This is a genomic window from Burkholderia sp. Bp8991, from assembly GCF_003853795.1.
Taxonomy (GTDB): Bacteria; Pseudomonadota; Gammaproteobacteria; order Burkholderiales; family Burkholderiaceae; genus Burkholderia.
This window is the reverse complement of record NZ_QTQJ01000019.1, coordinates 54,157-74,825: the sequence shown is the minus strand read 5'-3', so window position 1 is coordinate 74,825 and position 20,669 is coordinate 54,157. Positions and strand designations below refer to the sequence as shown.

General features: G+C 68.3%; 17 protein-coding genes and 1 pseudogene. 3 read left to right on the top strand and 15 right to left on the bottom strand.

What is annotated here, in order from left to right; all coding sequences use genetic code 11:
• Window positions 1–80 precede the first annotated feature (80 nt).
• The 6 genes from DIE02_RS21730 to DIE02_RS21705 form a co-directional block, all read right to left on the bottom strand.
• On the bottom strand, window positions 81–350 hold the full coding sequence (locus tag DIE02_RS21730) for an HPr family phosphocarrier protein (protein ID WP_006752075.1): 270 nt from the start codon (window positions 348–350) through the stop codon (window positions 81–83).
• Window positions 351–424: 74 nt separating this feature from the next.
• Window positions 425–895: a PTS sugar transporter subunit IIA gene (locus tag DIE02_RS21725; protein ID WP_044848229.1), complete on the bottom strand. Its 471-nt coding sequence runs from the start codon at window positions 893–895 to the stop codon at window positions 425–427.
• A 231-nt stretch (window positions 896–1,126) separates the two neighbouring features.
• The gene (gene gshB / locus DIE02_RS21720) at window positions 1,127–2,083 is read right to left on the bottom strand and encodes a glutathione synthase (RefSeq protein ID WP_124486540.1); all 957 of its coding nucleotides are present in this window, start codon (window positions 2,081–2,083) and stop codon (window positions 1,127–1,129) included.
• Window positions 2,084–2,108: 25 nt separating this feature from the next.
• Window positions 2,109–3,398: a glutamate--cysteine ligase gene (gene gshA, locus DIE02_RS21715; protein ID WP_044848231.1), complete on the bottom strand. Its 1,290-nt coding sequence runs from the start codon at window positions 3,396–3,398 to the stop codon at window positions 2,109–2,111.
• 241 nt (window positions 3,399–3,639) lie between these two features.
• Window positions 3,640–5,157 carry an ammonium transporter gene (locus DIE02_RS21710; RefSeq protein ID WP_124486541.1) on the bottom strand — a complete coding sequence of 506 codons (1,518 nt, stop codon included), beginning with the start codon at window positions 5,155–5,157 and terminating at the stop codon, window positions 3,640–3,642.
• 33 nt (window positions 5,158–5,190) lie between these two features.
• Window positions 5,191–5,529, bottom strand: a complete 339-nt coding sequence (locus tag DIE02_RS21705) for a P-II family nitrogen regulator (protein WP_006398175.1) — start codon at window positions 5,527–5,529, stop codon at window positions 5,191–5,193.
• Between the two features lie 365 nt (window positions 5,530–5,894).
• Between DIE02_RS21705 and DIE02_RS21700 the strand changes: the two genes are divergently transcribed.
• Together DIE02_RS21700 and DIE02_RS21695 are read left to right on the top strand one after the other, a co-directional pair.
• On the top strand, window positions 5,895–6,146 hold the full coding sequence (locus DIE02_RS21700; protein WP_006398174.1) for an accessory factor UbiK family protein: 252 nt from the start codon (window positions 5,895–5,897) through the stop codon (window positions 6,144–6,146).
• A 327-nt stretch (window positions 6,147–6,473) separates the two neighbouring features.
• The gene (locus DIE02_RS21695) at window positions 6,474–8,138 is read left to right on the top strand and encodes a YifB family Mg chelatase-like AAA ATPase (protein ID WP_124486542.1); all 1,665 of its coding nucleotides are present in this window, start codon (window positions 6,474–6,476) and stop codon (window positions 8,136–8,138) included.
• Between the two features lie 334 nt (window positions 8,139–8,472).
• Here DIE02_RS21695 and DIE02_RS21690 read toward each other — a convergent pair whose 3' ends face one another.
• Window positions 8,473–9,045, bottom strand: a complete 573-nt coding sequence (locus DIE02_RS21690; protein ID WP_044846738.1) for a hypothetical protein — start codon at window positions 9,043–9,045, stop codon at window positions 8,473–8,475.
• 163 nt (window positions 9,046–9,208) lie between these two features.
• On the opposite strand from DIE02_RS21690, the gene DIE02_RS21685 reads away from it, so the two are divergent.
• Entirely contained in the window at window positions 9,209–9,745 is a 537-nt protein-coding gene (locus DIE02_RS21685) for a peroxiredoxin (protein ID WP_044846739.1), read from the top strand.
• A gap of 103 nt (window positions 9,746–9,848) precedes the next feature.
• Here the strand turns inward: DIE02_RS21685 and DIE02_RS21680 are convergent, their stop codons facing one another.
• The 8 genes and pseudogenes from DIE02_RS21680 to DIE02_RS21645 form a co-directional block, all read right to left on the bottom strand.
• Entirely contained in the window at window positions 9,849–11,204 is a 1,356-nt protein-coding gene (locus DIE02_RS21680) for a sigma-54 dependent transcriptional regulator (RefSeq protein ID WP_044846740.1), read from the bottom strand.
• Between the two features lie 72 nt (window positions 11,205–11,276).
• Entirely contained in the window at window positions 11,277–13,301 is a 2,025-nt protein-coding gene (locus DIE02_RS21675; protein WP_124486543.1) for an ATP-binding protein, read from the bottom strand.
• A 4-nt stretch (window positions 13,302–13,305) separates the two neighbouring features.
• Entirely contained in the window at window positions 13,306–14,595 is a 1,290-nt protein-coding gene (locus DIE02_RS21670; RefSeq protein ID WP_044846742.1) for a dicarboxylate/amino acid:cation symporter, read from the bottom strand.
• 361 nt (window positions 14,596–14,956) lie between these two features.
• Window positions 14,957–16,642 carry a cation acetate symporter gene (locus tag DIE02_RS21665; protein WP_124486544.1) on the bottom strand — a complete coding sequence of 562 codons (1,686 nt, stop codon included), beginning with the start codon at window positions 16,640–16,642 and terminating at the stop codon, window positions 14,957–14,959.
• 11 nt (window positions 16,643–16,653) lie between these two features.
• The gene (locus DIE02_RS21660; RefSeq protein ID WP_014895931.1) at window positions 16,654–16,959 is read right to left on the bottom strand and encodes a DUF485 domain-containing protein; all 306 of its coding nucleotides are present in this window, start codon (window positions 16,957–16,959) and stop codon (window positions 16,654–16,656) included.
• Window positions 16,960–17,056: 97 nt separating this feature from the next.
• Window positions 17,057–18,261, bottom strand: a pseudogene (locus tag DIE02_RS21655) (CaiB/BaiF CoA transferase family protein).
• A 30-nt stretch (window positions 18,262–18,291) separates the two neighbouring features.
• Entirely contained in the window at window positions 18,292–19,437 is a 1,146-nt protein-coding gene (locus tag DIE02_RS21650; RefSeq protein ID WP_124486545.1) for an acyl-CoA dehydrogenase family protein, read from the bottom strand.
• 14 nt (window positions 19,438–19,451) lie between these two features.
• Window positions 19,452–20,648: an acyl-CoA dehydrogenase family protein gene (locus DIE02_RS21645; protein WP_044846745.1), complete on the bottom strand. Its 1,197-nt coding sequence runs from the start codon at window positions 20,646–20,648 to the stop codon at window positions 19,452–19,454.
• Between the last annotated feature and the right edge of the window lie 21 nt (window positions 20,649–20,669).

Below are 20,669 nucleotides of genomic sequence, written 5' to 3'. Positions count from 1 at the left end.
AATGCTACGGACGAAAAAAATGCCGCGACATACGCGGCATTCTGCTTCGAAACGGCAACGATCGCGGGGCAGGCCCCGGATCACTGACCTTCGCCGAACTTGTCCGCGATCAGCTTGAGCAATGCGTCCATCGCCTCGCGCTCGTCCGGACCTTCGGTCTCGATCGTCACGCTGCTGCCGATGCCCGCCGCGAGCATCATCACGCCCATGATGCTTTTCGCGTTGATCTTGCGTCCGTTGCGCGTCATCCAGACTTCCGACTGGAAGTTGCCGGCCAGTTGCGTAAGCTTGGCCGATGCGCGCGCATGGAGCCCCAATTTGTTGACGATGGTGGTTTCTTGTTGAAGCATGATTCTCGGTCGGGTCGGTCGAGGCCGCCGGCGACGTGCGTCGGCGGGTCGGTCTAAAACGGAAAACGGGACGGTCAGTGCGATTCGGTGCGCGGTTGCGGCTCGGGCGGAATCGGCGCGCACTGGCCGCAGCCGGTTTCCGAAGGCGGCGGCGGCGTGCCGGCAGACACCTCGTGGACACCCTTCGCGCCGCCGGACAGCGCCTTGTCGACGAGCTTGTCGAGCGGCACGGTACGGTAGCAGACGGCGCGCACCAGCATCGGCAGGTTCACGCCCGCCAGCACGCGCACGTTGTCGAGCTTCGCGAGCTGGCCCGCGATGTTCGCGGGCGTCGCGCCGTACATGTCGGTCAGCACGACGACGCCGTTCTCTTCCCTGAGCCGCGCGAGCTCCGCGTGCGCGAACGCCATCACCTGGGTCGGGTCGCTGTCCGCCAGCACGTCGATACAGCCGATGCGCGCGGGCACGCCGCCGTAGATGTGCGCGATGCAGTCCCGCAGCGCGGTGGCGAGCGGCGCGTGCGCGATGATCAGAATCCCGGCCATGTCAGACTGCCCCCGGCCGCCCTTGGCGGGCCGACGCCCCGCAGCGGGGCAACGAGCATAGCGAGTATGGGAAACGTTTCATGTTCAGCCTTGCAACGGTTTCGGCCCGACCGCCGGGCCTTCGGCGCGCTGGTCGCGGCACCGGGCAAGCGGGCATTGTAGCAGGCCGGTCGAACCGCTCCGGCGACGGGGGGCCTGCGCGGCCGCCGCCGGGCTTGCGCGGAAAGCGGGCTACGCGGCCGCCCGCTCCAGCGCGTCGATGAACATCGCGGCGACGTCGAAACCCGTCTGCTCCATGATTTCGCGGAAGCACGTCGGGCTCGTCACGTTCACCTCGGTCAGCCAGTCGCCGATCGCGTCGAGCCCGACCAGCAGCAGCCCGCGCGCGGCGAGCACCGGCCCGAGCGTCGCGGCGATCTCGCGGTCGCGCGGCGTCAGCGGCTGCGCGACGCCGAGCCCGCCCGCGGCGAGATTGCCGCGCACCTCGCTGCCCTGCGGAATCCGCGCGAGCGAATACGGCACCGGCTCGCCGGCGATCAGCAGAATGCGCTTGTCGCCCGCCGTGATCTCGGGAATGAACTTCTGGATCATCAGCGAGCGCGTGCCGTCCTGGCCGAGCATCTCGATGATCGCGCCGAGATTCATCCCGTCGGCCTTCACGCGGAACACGCCCATCCCGCCCATGCCGTCGAGCGGCTTCACGATCACGTCGCCATGCTCGGCATGGAACGCACGCAAGCGCGCGGCGTCGCGCGTGACGAGCGTCGGCGCGACGAACTGCGGAAACTCGCCGATCGCGAGCTTCTCCGAGTGATCGCGGATCGACTGGGGCTTGTTGAACACGCGCGCGCCCGCCCGTTCGGCAAGCTCGAGCATCCAGGTGGCCGTCACGTATTCCATGTCGAACGGCGGATCCTTGCGCATCAGCACCGCGCCGAACGACGTCAGCTGACGCGATTCGTGCGCGGCCGCCTCGAACCACGGATGGCGATGCAGGTCGGCCGTGTCGCCGACGATCGTCACGCGCTGCACGTCAGCCTCGACGCCCGAGCCCGTCCATGCGAGCTGGTGCGGCTGGCACGCGTACACCGCATGCCCGCGCCGCGCGGCCTCCGCCATCATCGCGTAGGTCGAATCCTTGTAGATCTTGAAGCGCTCGAGCGGGTCGGCGATAAAGAGAATGTCCATGCGGGTCCTGTACGTAGCGAAGCCGTTACACCTGGATGGCTTCGGGATCGGTCTTTTCCAGTTCGATCGACGACGCGATCAGCGACAGGCGCGCGACGACGCCGTACATGTAGAAACGGTTCGGCGGCGCGGCGCCCGGCTTCGCGCCGGCATCCGGCAGCGCGGTGTGCTCGAAGCCGAGCGGCACGTAGTGCATGCCGGGCGCGTTCAGGTTCTGGTCGCGCTCGCGGCCGCCGTGCGTGCGGTAGAAACCGCCGACCACGTAGCGGTCGATCATGTACACGACCGGCTCGGCCACTTCGTCGCCGACGCGCTCGAACGTGTACACGCCTTCCTGGACGATCACGTCGCGCACCGCGAGCCCGGCCTTCGACTCGGCCATCTGCGCGCGCTCGGCCTTCGACATGCGGCCGATCTCGGCCGCGTCGTGCACGGTCATCACGCCGCGCCCGGCGGTGCCCGCGTCGGCCTTCACGACGACGTACGGCTTTTCGCTGATGCCGTATTCGCGATACTTGCGCGCGATCTTCTTCAGCACGCCGTCGATCGCGTCGGCGAGCGCCTGCTCGCCTTCATGCGCCTGCCAGTCGACGCCTTCGACGTGCGCGAAATACGGATTCACCATCCACGGATCGACGCCGACCATCTTCGCGAACTTCTTCGCGACGTCGTCGTAGCACGAGAAGTGCGTCGACTTGCGGCGCACGGCCCAGCCCGCGTGCAGCGGCGGCAGCAGGTACTGCTCGTGCAGGTTCTCCAGCACGGCGGGAATCCCGGCCGACAGGTCGTTGTTCAGCAGGATCGAGCACGGATCGAAATTCTTCAGGCCGAGGCGGCGCTGCGAACGCTCGAGCGGTTCGAGCACGATCTTCTGGCCGTCGGCCAGCGTGATCGGCGTCATGTCGGTGATGCTCGGGTCGAGCGAGCCGAAGCGCACGTTCAGGCCGGCCTGGCGCATGATCGTCGCGAGCCGCGCGACGTTTTCCAGGTAGAACGCGTTGCGGGTCGGCAGCTCGGGAATCACGAGCAGGTTCTTCGCGTCCGGGCAGATCTTCTCGATCGCGGCCATCGCGGCCTGGACGGCGAGCGGCAGCACTTCGGACGGCAGATTATTGAACGCGCCGGGGAACAGGTTCGCGTCGACGGGCGCCAGCTTGAAACCGGCGTTGCGCAGGTCCACCGAACAATAGAACGGCGGGGTGTGTTCCTGCCATTCGAGCCTGAACCAGCGTTCGATCGCAGGCGTCGCGTCGAGGATCTTCTGCTCGAGCTCGAGCAGCGGACCGTTCAACGCGGTAACGAGGTGGGGAACCATGAATCACTCGCGAGCGGGAGAATGAAGATTGTAGAGCAATTGCCTTGCCCATTTGGGGATTGTTCCCGGCTTCACAAGGATATGGAGGAAGTTTTCGGCTATTGACCCGATAGCCTGAAGGGTTATGCGCTACGGCAGCACGCGGCAGGAGAAAAAAAGCCCGCCGGGTGGCGGGCCGAAGTCGCTGCGCTCATTCGTGGCGGGCGCCGTCTGCGCGGCGGCCCGCCGTCATCCTTGTGACTTATTCGACATGTTCGCCGTGCAGGATCACGTCGAGGCCCTCGCGCTCTTCCTCTTCGGACACGCGCAGGCCAATCGTCAGGTCGATCAGCTTCAGCAGCACGAAGCTCAGCACGCCGCTGTAGACCAGCGTGATCAGCACGCCCTTCGCCTGCAGCAGCAGGCTGCCGTCGGCGCCGCCGATGTCCTTGACCGCGAACACGCCCGTCAGCAGCGCGCCGAGAATCCCGCCAATGCCGTGCACGCCGAACGCGTCGAGCGAATCGTCGTAGCCGAGCTTCGACTTGAGCCACGTGGCCGACCAGAAGCAGATCACGCCCGCCGCGATGCCGATCACGAGCGCACCGGCGACGCCGACGAAGCCGGCAGCCGGCGTGATCGCCACGAGACCCGCGACCGCGCCCGACACGATGCCGAGCACCGACGGCTTGCCCTTCGCGACCCATTCCGCAAACATCCAGCCGAGCGCCGCGCAGGCGGTCGCCACTTGCGTGGTCAGCATCGCGAAGCCGGCACGGCCGTCGGCCGCGACCGCGGAGCCCGCGTTGAAGCCGAACCAGCCGACCCACAGCATCGAGCCGCCGATCATCGTCAGCACCAGGTTGTGCGGCGCCATCGATTCGCGGCCGTAGCCGACGCGCTTGCCGAGCACGAGGCACGACACGAGGCCCGCGATACCGGCGTTGATGTGCACCACCGTGCCGCCCGCGAAGTCGAGCACGCCGTCGGCCGACAGCCAGCCGGTCGGCTCCCACACCATGTGCGCGATCGGCACATAGACGATCAGCGACCAGAGCGTCATGAACACGAGCATCGCCGAGAACTTCATGCGATCGGCGAACGCGCCGCAGATCAGCGCCGGCGTGATGATCGCGAACGTCATCTGGTAGACGAAGTAGACCGATTCCGGAATCGTCGTCGCGAGATGGCTGACGGTCAGCGTGGTCGCCTTGTCGCCCTTGATGTAGTTCATGCCGTGCAGGAACACGCGCGACAGGCCGCCGATGAAGCCGTTGCCCGGCGTGAACGCGAGGCTGTAGCCCACCACCGTCCACAGCACCGTGATCGCGGCGGTGATCGCGAAGCTCTGCATCACGGTCGCGAGCACGTTCTTCTTGCGGACCATGCCCGCGTAGAACAGTGCGAGGCCGGGGATCGTCATGAACAGCACGAGCGCGGTGGACGTCAGCATCCACGCGGTGTCGCCGGCACTGATCTTCGACGAATCGACGGAGAAAGGCTCGGTCGGCGCGGCAGGTGCGGCCGGCGCGGACGCGGCGGCGGCGGCCGATGCGTCGGAGGCGGCGCCCGAAGCGGGTGCGGCGGCAGCGGCAGGTGCCGATGCGTCGGTGGCGGCCGGCGCCGAAGCGGCGGGAGCCGCGGCTGCCGATGCATCGGACGCCGTGGCGGCGGGCGCGGACGCTGCCGCGGCGGAGGCCGCGTCGTCGGCGAGCGCGGGACCGACGCCAGCCGCGATCAGCGAGCCAGCCATCAGCAGGGACATCAGAAGTTTGCGCATCTCGGGTTTCCTCTTGTCGCTTGTCTTGGTCTGTTACAGCGCGTCTGCGCCGGTCTCCCCGGTCCGGATCCGGATCACTTGCTCGATCGGCGTGACGAAGATCTTTCCGTCGCCGATCTTGCCGGTGCGGGCTGCACGCTCGATCGCCTCGACCGCCTGGTCGACGAGATCGTCGGACACGGCCGCCTCGATCTTCATCTTCGGCAGGAAATCGACCACGTATTCGGCGCCCCGGTACAGCTCGGTGTGCCCCTTCTGGCGCCCGAACCCTTTCACCTCAGTGACCGTGATGCCCGAGACGCCGAGCGCGGAGAGCGCTTCGCGCGTCTCATCGAGCTTGAACGGCTTGATGATTGCGGTAATCAGTTTCATGGAGTCCTCTCGCAGGTTGATCCCGTCGAATTGGTTGGAATGGTGTGACCGTCTCTCCTCAGCAACTCGCATGCCATGTTCGCGCGAGCACCGCCTCGAATGGCTCCGAAACGGGGTTGCATCGGGTGCTGAAAGGTACGGAAAGATGCGGAAGCCCGGCCGAATGGCCAACGTGGCCCAGGTTTGCTGGCGCGCCGAAAGGATCATTGCTAGAGTGCACGCACGTCCCGGATCTCCGGGCCATTCACCCATGCGGGCGCCATGCCCGGAATTCGCGCCACGCGCGCACCATTTCCGGTCATGCGTGCATCATGGGCACGTACGCAACTGAAGATGCACACTTTTTGTGCAAGGAAGGAAATCTCATGAAGCAACCCAGCGATGTTTTCAACGACCTGCAGTCGCGCGTCAGCGACCTGCTGAAAAACTCGCCGGCCAAGGATGTCGAGCGCAACGTGAAGGCCATGCTGTCGCAAGGCTTCTCGAAGCTCGATCTCGTCACGCGCGAGGAGTTCGACACGCAGGCACAGGTGCTCGCCCGCACCCGCGTGCGTCTCGAGGAACTCGAGAAGCGCGTCGCGGAACTCGAGCAGAAGCTCGCAGCGTCCCAGGCCTGACGCCCAACCCGACCGACAGGTCCGGGCGCGGGCCGCCTCGTGCGGCCCGTGCCTGACATCCGAAGTCGGCCGGTCAGCCGTTCCGTCGTTCCTCGCAATTCCCCGCTCTTCGCTGTTCCTCGCTCTTCGCTGTTCCTCGCTCTTCGCTCTTCGCTCTTCGCTCTTCGCTCTTCGCTCTTCGCTCTTCGCTGTTTGTAGCGCTTCGCTGTTCGTCGTTCCTCGTTCTTTTCCGCGCCACGCCGGCAAGCGCGCACCGATTCCTCCGATTCCCGCGGCATGCGGCCCGAATGGCCGTTGCCCGTCCGATTCATTTAAAGGAGCCTCGCCATGTCGCTCGCCGTGGTGCGCAGTCGCGCGCCGGCGGCCGGCCGCGCGCCGGACGTCACCGTCGAAGTCCATCTTGCCAACGGATTGCCGTCGTTCTCGATCGTCGGCCTGCCCGATCTCGAAGTCCGCGAAAGCCGCGAGCGCGTGCGCGCCGCGCTGCAGAACTGCGGATTCGACTTCCCCGTCAGGCGCATCACCGTCAATCTCGCGCCGGCCGACCTGCCGAAGGAGTCCGGCCGCTTCGACCTGCCGATCGCGCTCGGCATCCTCGCCGCGAACGGCCAGCTCCCGGCCGACGCGCTGGCCGGCCGCGAATTCGCGGGCGAACTGTCGCTGACCGGCGCGCTGCGGCCGATGCGGGGCGCGTTCGCGATGGCGTGCGGCGCGGCACGGGACTGGCGCGCCGCGGCGACTGGAGCGGGCTTCGGGTCCTGCGCCACGGAGACCGGATCCGGCTTCGGGCCCGCCGCCGCTGGGACCGGCGCGGGCTTCGGGTCTCGCGCCGCGGCCGTCGCGCCGTGCGGGCCGGCGGCCGCAGCCCGTCCGCCCGAGCTGTACCTGCCGCTCGACAGCGCGGCCGAGGCCGCGCTGGTGCCGGGTGTCACCGTGTTCGGCGCGCCCGACCTGCCCGCGCTGTGCGCGCATCTGGCCGGTGCGCCGGATGCCCGTCTCGCGCCGGTCGAGGCGCCCGGCCTCGAAGGCGTGCCGGCGCCGGCCGCCCCCGATCTCGCGGACGTCGTCGGCCAGCGCGGCGCCCGGCGCGCGCTCGAAGTCGCCGCCGCGGGCGGGCACCACATGCTGATGATCGGGCCGCCCGGCGCCGGCAAGTCGATGCTCGCCGCGCGCCTGCCCGGCCTCCTGCCGCCGCTGACCGACGACGAGGCGCTGGCGTCGGCCGCGCTCCTTTCCGCGAGCCGCATCGGCTTCTCGCCCGCGCACTGGCGGCGGCGCCCGTTCCGCGCGCCGCACCACTCGTCGAGCGCCGCCGCGCTGGTCGGCGGCCGCAACCCGCCGCAGCCGGGCGAGATCACGCTCGCGCACCTCGGCGTACTGTTTCTCGACGAGCTGCCCGAATTCGACCGGCACGTGCTGGAGATGCTGCGCGAGCCGCTGGAAGTCGGCCGCATCACGATCTCGCGCGCGGCGCAGCAGGCCGACTTCCCCGCCGCGTGCCAGCTGATCGCCGCGATGAATCCGTGCCCGTGCGGCTGGCATGGCGATCCGTCCGGGCGCTGCCGCTGCACCCCGGAGCTCGCCACGCGCTATCTGCGCAAGCTGTCGGGGCCGTTGCTCGACCGCATCGACATCCAGATCGACCTGCCCGCGCTATCGCCGGCCGAACTCGCGTCGCGCGCGACGGCGCCCGGCGAGCCGAGCACCGCAGTCGCCGCGCGGGTCGCCCGGGCGCGTGCGCTGCAGCTCGACCGGCAGGGCAAGACCAATCACATGCTGAGCGGGCGCGAGACCGACGACCTGTGCCGGCCGACCGACGACGGTGAGCGGCTGCTGCGCGAGGCCGGCGAGCGCTTCGGCTGGTCGGCACGCGCGTATTTCCGCGTGTTGAAGGTCGCACGGACGATCGCCGACCTGGCCGGTGACCCGTTGCCGACGGCCGCGCAGATCGCCGAGGCGATCCGCTACCGGCGTGCGCTCACGGCGCTGTGAATGCTCGCGGAGGACAAAATATGACTGTCAAGACTTGACTTATGCACAATTTCACGAATCCGGCCCCTGATCACCCGGCGCGGGCACCTCTTCGTCATGAGATTCGTATCCCTTTGTTTTTATTGATTTTTCCGAAATGGATGGCCAACCGTCAAATGCGCCGGAAGGCCGTCCGGCGCGGCTTTGCGGGCGATTCGGTCAACTTTTCAACAAAGTTATCCACATGCGCTGTGGATAGCCGAAAAATCCCCGCAAAATCCGGCGATTAGCGTCGAAAGCTGCGAATGAACTTTCAATTGTCATGAAGTGTCTGAGCGCCCTCGCCGGCCGCTGTTCAGTCGAGCTTGAACGAGCCGAAAAACTGGTCCAGCTGCTCCTGCGCGAGCGGCCCGTCGGCGATCGCGACGGCCTGGTACGCGTGCCGGCCGCGCGCCACGAGCCGCGCGACGATCGTCTTGCGCGAGCGGTCGCCGCCGCTCGCCGCGCCCGCGATGCGCAGCTCGAGCCCGTTCACCGCGCCGCCGGCCGCGAGCGGCACCGGCACCGAGGCCGTCTGCGGCACGCCTTCGAGATTGCGCGACAGCCCGGAACGCAGGAACTCGAGCGCCGCGCGGCGCGTGTCGTCGCGATCGTCGGGCAGCGTCAGCGTGCCGACCGCGAACACCGCGCCGTCGACGTGCGCGGCCTGCATCCGCATCGGCATCGACGCGCCGCCGACCGCCACCGGCTGGTTCTCGACGGTCGGCTTCGCCGGCAGGTCGATCGTGTAGCCGGCGTCGTTGTGCAGCGTACGCCAGTCATATGACGGCGAGCACGCGGCCAGCGCCGCGCTCACGCACGCGAGCGCGGCGAAGTGTCGCAGCGGACGAAAAAGGGGGCGCAACGAATCGATGACTTCCTTCGGCATGGCAGTGATGGGGACAGGCAAAAGGCCCATTATCCGCCGAAGCCGACACCCGGGATGTGTGGCGGCCGCCGGTGCGTGCGCCGCATTCGCGCTAAAATAACCGCCGAATTTCGACGTCCTTTGCATCGATCCGCGTCATCGACCGACTCCGAGAGCACCGCAGATGAACACCACGCCTCCCGCCCAGCGCCGCACCGGCCCCGCCCGCTATATCGTCGCGGCCGTCGTCGTCGCGGCCATCGCCGTTGCCGGCTTCTTCGCGTTCAACGGCAAGTCCACCGTGCCGGACGCCACGTTCACGCTGCTGTCCGGTCAGAAGGTGTCGACGGCCGGCGACCTGAAGGGCAAGGTCTACCTCGTGAACTTCTGGGCGACGAGCTGCGCGACCTGCATGCAGGAAATGCCGCAGATGGTCGATACCTACAATCGCTTCAAGGGTCAGGGGCTGGAGTTCGTCGCGGTCGCGATGAACTACGATCCGCCGATGTACGTCGCGAACTATGCGCAGACGCGCCAGCTGCCGTTCAAGGTCGCGCTCGACGACGGCAGCGTCGCGAAGCAGTTCGGCAACGTGCAGCTTACGCCGACAACCTTCGTCGTCGACAAGGACGGCAAGATCCTGAAGCGCTACGTCGGCGCCCCGCAATTCGCGGAACTCGACGCGCTGCTCAAGAAGGCGCTCGACGGCAACGCGGCCTGAGCGCCGCCTCCGCACGACACGACGCGCAGGGCCGCCCGCCGCGCCCTGCTCCACATGACGGACCGCACGACCGGCCAGCCCGGTTCCGCGGTCCGTCTCTTTTTCAGCGCTCGGTTTCGCCTTTCGCCGACAGCCCGTAGCGCTTCATCTTCTCGTACAGCGTCGCCTTGCCGACATGCAGCCGGTCGGCCGTCGCGGCGACCGCGCCGCCCGTCTGGTTCAGCGCCTCGGCGATCACCGCGCGCTCGAACTGCTCGATGCGCTCCTTCAGCGTCTGGTCGCTCTCGGCATCGTCGCCGCTCGCACCGGCTTCCTGCGGCATGTCGGCGACGCCGAGCACGAAGCGGTCGGCCGCGTTGCGCAGCTCGCGCACGTTGCCGGGCCAGTCGCGCTGCATCAGGCTCGCGCGCTGCCGGTCGGTCAGCACGGGGGCCGGCCGCCCGTAGCGCACGGCCGCGTCGAGCATGAAGTGCTCGAACAGCGGCACGATGTCCTCGCGGCGCTCGGCGAGCGGCGGCAGCGCGATCGTCACGACGTTGAGCCGGTACAGCAGGTCGCGCCGGAACGTGCCGGCCGCGACGAGTTCGCTCATGTCGCCTTTCGCGGCCGCGACGACGCGGCAGTTCACGCGGATCGGCTGGTTCGAGCCGAGCCGCTCGAGCACGCCGTCCTGCAGCACGCGCAGGAGCTTCACCTGCAGCGCGAGCGGCATGCTTTCGATTTCGTCGAGGAACAGCGTGCCGCCGGACGCATATTCGAGCTTGCCGACGCGGCGCTTCGCGGCGCCGGTGAACGCGCCTGGCTCGTAGCCGAACATCTCCGACTCGAACATCGGCTCGGGCAGCGCGCCGCAGTTCACCGCGATGAACGGCTTGTCGCGGCGCGGCGACAGCTCGTGCAGGCTGCGCGCGATCAGTTCCTTGCCGGCGCCCGTGTCGCCGTTGATCAGCACCGATGCGTCGGTGGGCGCGACGTTCGCGATCAGCTTGCGCACCTGTTCGATCGCCGGACTGCGGCCGATGATGCGCGGCGCGACGATGTTCTGGCCGGCCAGCTCGCGCCGCAGCGCATGGTTCTCGAGCACGAGCTCGCGCCGCTCGAGCGCGCGGCGGACCGTCTCGATCAGCCGCTCGGCCGCGAACGGCTTTTCGATGAAGTCGTACGCGCCGTCGCGCATCGCCTGCACGGCCATCGAGATGTCGCCGTGGCCGGTGACGAGGATCACGGGCACGTCGGGCACGCGCTCGCGGCACTGCGCGAGCAGGTCGAGCCCGCTTGCGCCGGGCAGCCGGATGTCGCTGACGATCGCGCCCGCGGTTTCCGCGACGATCGCCTTGTCGGCCGCCTCGGCCGATTCGAACCCGACGACGTCGAACCCGGCGAGCTGGAGGCTCTGCACGCTCGCCCGGCGAACGAGCGCATCGTCTTCGATATAGATCACTTGCAGCCGGTTGGCCATCGTAGTCACTTGCTCCTGACAGACCGCGCGGCGGTGGTGCGCGCGGCTCTCGTTGATGCGGTCGTGCGGTGCCTAGCGCGAGCCCGCCGGCTCGGACACGGCGTCCGGATGATGCGTGCGCGCGCGCCGCAGCGTCAAGACGAACAGCGCGCCGCCGGACGGCGCATTGCGCGCGGTCAGCGCGCCGCCCGCGTCGCTCGCGATCGACGACGAGATCGCGAGCCCGAGCCCGAGCCCGCGCCCCATTTCCTTGGTCGTGAAGAACGGTTCGAACAGTCGCGGCAGCAGCTCGGGCGCGATGCCGGAGCCGTTGTCGCGCACCTCGACCGCGAGCGTCGCGACCGACACCGCGATCGTCACTTCGATCGCCGGCGCGGCGACGCCCGCGACCGCGTCGAGCGCGTTGCCGAGCAGGTTGATCAGCACCTGCTCGAGACGCAGGTCCTCGCAGCGGGCGACGAGTTCCGGATAGTCGCGCGCCAGGTCGAGCGGCGCATCCTGCGCGGGCGACACCGTCGCATCCTGCAGCGTCAGCGTGAGCGCGACGCCGCGCAGCCGGTCGCCGAGCAGCGACAGCACGCTGCGCAGCGCGCGCACGACGAGCGCCTGTTCGTTGCGCGGCTTCGCGCGGCCGACGAACAGCTTCAGCTGGTTGGTGATCTTGCCCATCCGCTCGGTCAGCGCGGCGATCGCCTCGAGGTTCTCGCGCGCGGCCGCCTGCTCGCCGCGATCGAGCAGCACGCGCGTGTTGTCCGAGAAGCTGCGCAACGCCGCGAGCGGCTGGTTCAGTTCATGCGTGATGCCGGCCGCCATCTGGCCGAGTGCGGCGAGCTTGCTCGCCTGGATCAGTTCGTCGTGCGCGGCGCGCAATTCCTGCTCCGCGCGGATCCGGTCGCCGACTTCCTTCTGCAATTGCTCGTTCGCTTCCGACAGGTCGGCCGTGCGTTCCTCGACGCGCCGGTTCAGCTCCGCATACGCCTGCTGCAGCAGCGCGCGGCCGCGGATCATCTCGCGCACGCGCGCGCGGCGCATGCGCCAGTAGAACGCGAGCAACGCGACCGACACGAAGCCGAAGCCCGTGACGATCGTCGCGTTGCGCGCGTCGGCGTCGATGGGCGCGATCGGCGCGAGCGTGACGAGCAGCCAGTCGGGCTCGCCGATCCGCCGCTTGCTGGCGAGGAAACGCGGCGCGCGCAGGCCAGGGCCTACGCCGGCCGCACCGAGGCGCACGATCTCCGCATCGGCGCCGAGCACCTGCTCGACGCGCAGCGGCAGCGGCGTGACGGGCTGCTGCGCGTACTGGCGCGTCTCGTAGATCGACGCGGCGACGGGCCCCGTCAGCGGATGCAGCGTGTGGTACTTCCAGGCGGGCACGGACGACAGGAACACGACGCCGTGATCGTCCGCGACGACGAGCGGCTCGGACGCGTCGGCGCCCTGGAACCATTCGAGATTGAGCTTCACGACGACGACGCCCGCGATCCTGCCGTCGCGCCACACCGGCTGCGAGATGTAGTAGCCGGGGTCGCGGGAGATCGTGCCGATCGCGAAGAAGCGGCCGACCCGGCCGTTCATCGCGTCGATGAAATATGGACGAAACTGGTATCCGGTCCCGACGAAGCTGTCCGGCGCGCGCCAGTTGCTGGCGGCGACGCACAGGCCGTCCGCGCCGATCACGTAGGTGACGGTCGCGTGCGCGTGTTCGTTGAGGTCTTCGAGATAGCGGTTCGCGCGCGCGGTGAAATCGGCGCGCTTCGGCTCGGCGAGCAGGTCCAGCACGTACGGATGGCTGCCGAGCAGATAAGGCAGCGATTCGTAGCGGTCGAGCGTGCTCTTGAGCGCGTTGGTGGTGCGGTCGACCCGCACCGCGGCGTTGCGCTGCAGCTCGGCGACGCCGCGCTGCCACGTGATGGTCCACGTCAGCGCGCACGCCGCCGCGAGCGCGGCGGCAAGCACGACGAGGATGAGCAGGCGGCGCTTCACGGACGTGACTTCCTGGCGATGCGGATCGCCTATTGTGTCATAGGGCGCCTCGTCGCTGCCCCGGCCGCCGCGCGGCGCACCGCCCGCGGGCGGTGCCGCCGCCTGCTCCTTCATGACGTCAGACGCCGGCCGTCTCGGTCGGCGTGACCTCGCCGCCGCCCTTCAGCGCCTGGCGCAGCTTGTTGCGGTCGAGTTCCTTCTCCCAGGCCGACACGACGACCGTCGCGACGCCGTTGCCGACGATGTTGGTCAGCGCGCGGCATTCGCTCATGAAGCGGTCGATGCCGAGGATCAGCACCATGCCCGACAGCGGGATCGTCGGCACGACCGCGAGCGTCGCGGCGAGCGTGATGAAGCCCGCGCCCGTGACGCCGCTCGCGCCCTTCGACGTCAGCATCGCGACCGCGAGCAGCGTGAGCTGCTGCATCCACGTGAGCTCGATGTTGGTCGCCTGCGCGATGAACAGCACGGCCATCGTCATGTAGATGTTGGTGCCGTCGAGGTTGAACGAATAGCCGGTCGGCACGACGAGGCCGACGACCGAACGCGAGCAGCCGGCCTTCTCGAGCTTTTCCATCAGTTGCGGCAGCGCGGCTTCCGACGAGCTCGTGCCGAGCACGATCAGCAGCTCTTCCTTGATGTACGACACGAAGCGGATGATCGAGAAGCCCGTGAAGCGCGCGATCGCGCCGAGCACGACCAGCACGAACACGACCGACGTCAGGTAGAACGTGCCGATCAGCTTGAGCAGCGGCACCAGCGAGCCGACGCCGTACTTGCCGATCGTGAACGCCATCGCGCCGAACGCGCCGATCGGCGCCAGCTTCGTGACGATGTGCACGATGCCGAACAGCACGCGCGTGAGGCCGTCGATGAAGTCGGTCACGACCTTGCCTCGTTCGCCGAGGTGCGCGAGCACGCTGCCGAACAGCAGCGCGATCAGCAGGATCTGCAGGATTTCACCCTGCGCGAACGCATCGACCATCGTGTTCGGGATGATGTGCATCAGGAAGTCGACCGTCGACTGTCCGTGCGCCTTCGCCGCGTACGATGCGACTTCCTTGCCGTTCAGCGTCGCCGGATCGATGTTGAAGCCGACGCCCGGACGCAGGATGTGCGTGGCCGCGAGGCCGAGCAGCAGCGCGAAGGTCGACACGATCTCGAAGTACAGCAGCGCCTTGCCGCCGACGCGGCCGACCTTCTTCATGTCCTCCATGCCGGCGATGCCGGTGACGACCGTACAGAAGATGATCGGTCCGATCACCATCTTGATCAGCTTGATGAAGCCGTCGCCGAGCGGTTTCATCTCGGTGGCGAGCGACGGATAGAAGTGGCCGAGGATCACGCCGACGATGATGGCGAAGATCACCTGCACATAGAGCACTTTGTAGAAGGGTTTCTTCTTCACGATGGTTCCTGCTGAAGTAGATGATGAGCCGGTGGAAACGGCGTCACGCGCGCAGGCGAATGTCTCAGGGGAGAAGGCATTCGCCCGCGCGGCTGCCGTGCCGCAACAAGCGATGCCTCAGGACATCCGGAGGGGGAGGAAGGCATTGGTCATCGGTTGTCTCCTTGCTTGCTGTAGTAGTTCGGCCGGGGGATGGCCGTGCGGTTTATATCGCAAGGTCGATGCCAGGTTTCCGGAGCCCCTCAAGCCGTTGTTTTCATTGTATTTCTCATAATGCGGCAGGCAAGGAAATCCGGGATTCCGGATTTCCGGAAAATATCCGTCCGGCGATCCGGACGGAGCGATCGTTTCATCAGACGAATCAATGCTGCACGGCTTCACCGGCCAGCACGCCCGTCTGCGCATAGAACTCCTGCTGCGCGAACGCGTCGCGCTCGCGACGCGCGCGCTCGCCGCGGTCCGCGAACGAGCCGACGACGATCCCGACGAACGCGAGCGGCACCGACACGAGCGCCGGGTTGTCGAGAAACACCGGCGCGTGCGCGTGGTGCAGCACGTCGACCCACACCGACTTCGACAGCACCGTCAGCGCCACCGCCGACGCGAGGCCGAGGCCGCCGCCGAGCACCGCGCCGCGCGTCGTCATCCCGCGCCAGAAGATCGACATCGCGAGCACCGGGAAATTGGCGCTGGCAGCCACCGCCGCGACGAGGCCGACCATGAACGCGACGTTGACGTGCTCGAACAGGATCGACAGCGCGATCGCGACCGCGGACAAGCCGATCGTCGCCGCGCGCGAGATGCGCATTTCCAGCCGCTCGTCGGGCTTGCCGCGCGCCCACATCTGCGCATACAGGTCGTGCGAGATCGTGGTCGCGCCGGCGAGCGTCAGCCCGGCGACCACCGCGAGGATCGTCGCGAACGTGACGGCCGCAATGAAGCCGTAGAACCAGTTGCCGCCGACCGCCTGCGCGAGCTTCACGGCGACCATGTTCGAGCCGCCGAGCAGGTCGTGCGTCAGGTTGAACGTGCCGTTCGCGCCGAGCCGGAAGAATTCCGGATGCTGCGCGAGCAGCACGATCGCCGAGAAGCCGATCACGAACGTCAGCAGATAGAAATAGCCGATGAAGCCGGTCGCGTAGAGCACCGACTTGCGCGCCTCCTTCGCGTTCGGCACCGTGAAGAAGCGCATCAGGATGTGCGGGAAGCCGGCCGTGCCGAACATCAGCGCGATGCCGAGCGACAGCGCGTTGGCCGGATCGCGGATCAGCTTGCCGGGCCCCATGATCGACAGCGCGCCCGGATGCACGGCCACCGCGCGACGGAACATCTCATCGACGCTGAAGCCGAATTCGGCGAGCGCGAGCAGGACGAGCAGCGTCGCGCCGCACAGCAGCAGCACGGCCTTGATCACCTGCACCCAGGTGGTCGCGGTCATCCCGCCGAAGAACACGTAGACGACCATCAGCACGCCGACGATCAGCTCGGCCGTGCCGTACGACAGCCCGAACAGCAGCTGGATCAGCTTGCCCGCGCCGACCATCTGCACGACCAGGTACAGCACGACGATCGTCAGCGCGTTCGCGGACGTCAGGAGCCGGATCGGCCGCTGCGCGAAGCGGTACGCGACCACGTCGACGAACGTGAACTTGCCGAGGTTGCGCAGCGGCTCGGCGATCAGGAACATCACGAACGGCCAGCCGACCAGGAAGCCGATCGAGTAGATCAGCCCGTCGAAGCCGAACATGAACACCATCCCGGAGAGCCCGAGGAACGACGCGGCCGACATGTAGTCGCCCGCGATCGCGAGCCCGTTCTGCAGCCCGGTGATACCGCCGCCGGCCGTGTAGAAGTCGCGCGTCGAACGCGTGCGGCGCGCGGCCCAGCGCGTGAGCGCGAGCGTCGCGAACACGAACGCGAAGAACATCGCGATCGCCACCGGGTTCAGCTCGACCTTGTCGGGCATCGGGCCCGCGATGCCGGTCGCGTGCGCGGTGGAGGAAACGAGAACGGCCAGCGCGCCGAGCGCGCTCGAAGTGCGTCGCATGTCGGCCTCCGTCACGAACGCTGCAGGATCGCGTCGACGCGGCGGTCGAACGCACGGTTCGCGCGCAGCACGTAGCACGCGGTCAGCCCGATCGCGACCAGGATGATCGCGACGCCCGCGGCGATCCCGACCGTGGTCGTCGCACCGCGGTACAGCGGCGCCGCAAGCACGTGCGGCGCGAGCGCGACGAGCAGGATGAAGCCGTAGTACGTGGCGATCATCAGTGCCGTGAGCGTGAAGCTGAAGCGGCGCCGTGCGCGCACGAGCTGCTGGTAGTCACGGCGCGCCGTGACCGATTCGATGACGGAAAGCTCCATGGTGTCTCCAATGTCTCCTCGTCGTTTCGCGAGAAGTGTCTTGTGGATGGCCGGCGCGCCCATCGATCCGCGCGCGCCGTGGCGGCACGTCAATGCGTTACACGACGCGATCCGCGCGCAGTCGCGCGACCTCGTCCGCCGACATCCCGAGCCAGCCGCCGAGCACGTCGTCCGTATCCGCGCCGAGCACCGGCGGCGCGCCGCGCACCGGCAGCCGCGCACCGTCGAAGCGATACGGCGGCGCCAGCACGTCGACGCCGCCCGCGACCGGGTGCGGCTGCCGCGTGACGAGCCCCGCCCGGGTCGCGCGCTCGGAGGTCAGCGCCTCGTGCAGCCCGAGCACTTCGCCGCACGGAATGCCGCCGGCGGCGAGCGCCGCGAGCAGCTTCGGCGCGGCCGCCGCGCAAGTTCGCCGCGAATCTCCGGCAGCAGCGCGGCGCGGTTCTCCGAGCGGCCGAGATTGGTCTTGTAGCGTTCGTCCGCGGCGAGGTCGGGCCGCTCGATCGCATCGCAGAAACGCGCGAACTGCGTGTTGTTGCCGACCGTGATCACGAGCGGGCCGTCGGCCGCGTCGAACACGCCATACGGCACGATCGACGGATGCGCATTGCCGTAGCGCGGCGGATCCTCGCCCATCAGCAGCGCATCGAGCCCGTAGTACGCGGTGATCATCAGCCCGCAGTCGAACAGCGCCATCTCGATGCGCCGCCCGCGCCCCGTCGCATGACGCTCGTACAGCGCGGCGAGGACCGCCTGCGCCGAATACATGCCGGTGAACAGGTCGACCGCCGCGACACCGAATTTCAGCGGCGGCTGGCCGGCCTCGCCGTTCAGCGCCATCAGCCCGGCCTCGCCCTGCACGACGAGGTCGTAGCCGGGCCGCGCGGCTTCCGGGCCCGAGCGGTCGTAGCCGGAAATCGCGCAATGCACGAGCCGCGGATTGAGCGCGGCCAGCGCGTCGTAGCCGAGCCCGAGTTTTTCCGCGCCGCCGAACTTGAAGTTGTGCAGCACCACGTCGGCCTGCGCGGCCAGCTCGCGCGCGAGCCGCCGCCCTTCGTCGGTCTGCAGGTCGAGACAGATCGAGCGCTTGCTTCGGTTCACGCTGTTGAAGTAGGTCGTTTCGGTGTCGCCGATCCGCAAGCCCCAGTCGCGCGTGTCGTCGCCGCGCGCCGGATGCTCGACCTTGATCACTTCCGCGCCGAAATCGGCAAGCACCATCGCGCACCACGGGCCTGCCAGCACGCGCGAGAAATCGAGCACCTTCACGCCGGCCAGCGGCAACGCGCGCGATTCGTTCGTCATCCTTGTCTCCTCCATTCGCGTCGTTCGTCTTTATTGTTTCGACAGCGCGATGTAGCGCGCGAGATGGTGATCCTCGTCGCCGAGCTGGTGATCGATCATCACGAGCCGCTTCGCGTAATGCGACAGCGGCAGCTCCCACGTCATCCCGATCCCGCCGTGCAACTGGATGCTCTCCTCGGCGACCAGCGTGCCGATCCGGCCGATGGTGTATTTCGCCGCCGCGAGCGCGCGTTCGCGCACCGCGCGCGGCGCATCGAGCTGCGCGGCCGCGTTGATCACCGCCGAGCGCGCCTGCTCGACTTCGAGCAGCAGGTCGGCCATCCGGTGCTGCAGCGCCTGGAAGCTGCCGATCGGCATGCCGAACTGCTTGCGCGTGCGCAGGTAGTCGAGCGTCGCTTCCTTCGCGACGTCCATCGCGCCGAGCGCCTCCGCCGACAGCGCGAGCAGCCCGTAGCCGAGCACGCGTTCGAGCAATGCGGCGCCTGCTTCGTCGTCTTGCGTTTCCGGCACGCCGAGCGCCGCATCGCCCGGCAGCACGACGCGCTCGAAGCGCACCTCGGCCGCGCGGCCGCCGTCGATCTTCTTGTAGTCCCGCAGCGACACGCCCGGCGCGTCGGCCGGCACGACGAACAGGCCGATGCCGGCCGCGTCGTCGTCCTGACCGGACACGCGCGCGCTGACGACGAAGAACGCCGCCTGCGCGGCCTGGTCGACGACGCCCTTCGCGCCCGTCAGCACCCAGCCGTCGCCGGCACGCTCGGCGCGCGTGCGCACGGTCGTCAGTTCGTAGTGCGAGCCTGGTTCGTCGTGCGCGAACGCGGCGCTTGCGCTGCCGTCGATCAGCGCGGCCAGCCGCGCGCGATGCGCGTCGCCGCCGGCCAGCGCCAGCGCGCGGCCCGCGAGCAGCGTGCCGAGGAACGGCTCGACCACGAGCCCGCGGCCGAGGCATTCGAACACCACGGCGATGTCGAAACCCGCGCCGCCGAAGCCGCCGTCGGCTTCGGAAAACAGCGCGCCGACCGCGCCGAGCTCGGCGAAGCGCCGCCACATCGCGCGATCGAAGCCTTCGGCCGACTGCGCGATGCGGTCGCGCACCGGGAACGCATACCGTTCGGCGATGAAGCGGTTCAACGTGTCCGCCAGCATCCGGCGGTCTTCTGTGTGCTGGAAATCCATCGTCGCGTCCCTCGTTACAGCCCGAGCATCATCTTCGCGATGATGTTCTTCTGGATCTCGTTCGAGCCGCCGAAGATCGACAGCTTGCGGTTGTTGAAGTACTGCTGCGCGGCGCTCGCGGCCTCGTCCGGGCCGACCGGCTCGCCGTCGTAATCGGCATCGAGTGCTGCGTCGACGAACGGCTGCGCGTACGGCCCCATCGCGCGGCGCATCAGCGCGGTGATCTCCTGGCGGATCTGCGTGCCGCGGATCTTCAGCATCGAGCTTTCCGCGCCCGGCACGCCGCCGCCCGCGACCGCGGCGAGCACGCGCAGGTTGGTCGTGCGCATGTTCTCGAGTTCGATCTCGACGCGCGCGATGCGCGCCGCGAAGAACGGATCGTCGGCGAGCGGCCGGCCGTTCTTCGTGACCTTCGCGGCCACCGCGCGCAGCCGCTCGAGCGCGGCCGTCGAGAAGCCGATCCCGGCGATGTTGGTGCGCTCGTACGTGAGCAGGTATTTCGCGCAGGTCCAGCCGCGGTTTTCTTCGCCGACGAGGTTCGCCACGGGCACGCGCACGTCGGTGAAGAACACTTCGTTCACTTCGTGCTCGCCGTCGAGCGTGATGATCGGGCGCACCTCGACGCCCGGCGTGTTCATGTCGATCAGCAGGAAGCTGATGCCCTCCTGCTTGCGCACGTCGGTCGCGGTGCGCACGAGGCAGAAGATCATGTTCGCGTAGTGGCCGAGCGTGGTCCAAGTCTTCTGGCCGTTCACGACGTAGTGATCGCCATCGCGCACCGCGCTCGTCTTCACCGATGCGAGGTCGGAACCGGCGCCCGGCTCCGAATAGCCCTGGCACCACCAGTCGGTGCCGTCGAGAATGCGCGGCAGCCAGTGGCGCTGCTGCGCTTCGCTGCCGTACTTGATCAGCACGGGCCCAAGCATGTTGACGCCAAACGGCACGATGCGCGGCGCACCGGCGAGCGCGCATTCGTTGTCGAACAGGAACTTCTGCGCGACGCTCCAGCCGGGGCCGCCGTATTCGCGCGGCCAGTGGCTCGCGAGCCAGCCGCGGGCGTTCAGGATTGCGTGCCATTCGCGCATGTCGTCGCGCGTCAGGTGCAGGCCGCCCTTCACCTTGCGCGCGGTGCGCGCGGGCAGTTCGGCGGCGAGGAAGCGCTGCACTTCGGTGCGGAACGCTTCCTCTTCGGGAGTGAAATTGAGGTCCATCGTGGGTCCGTTGCGAATGCG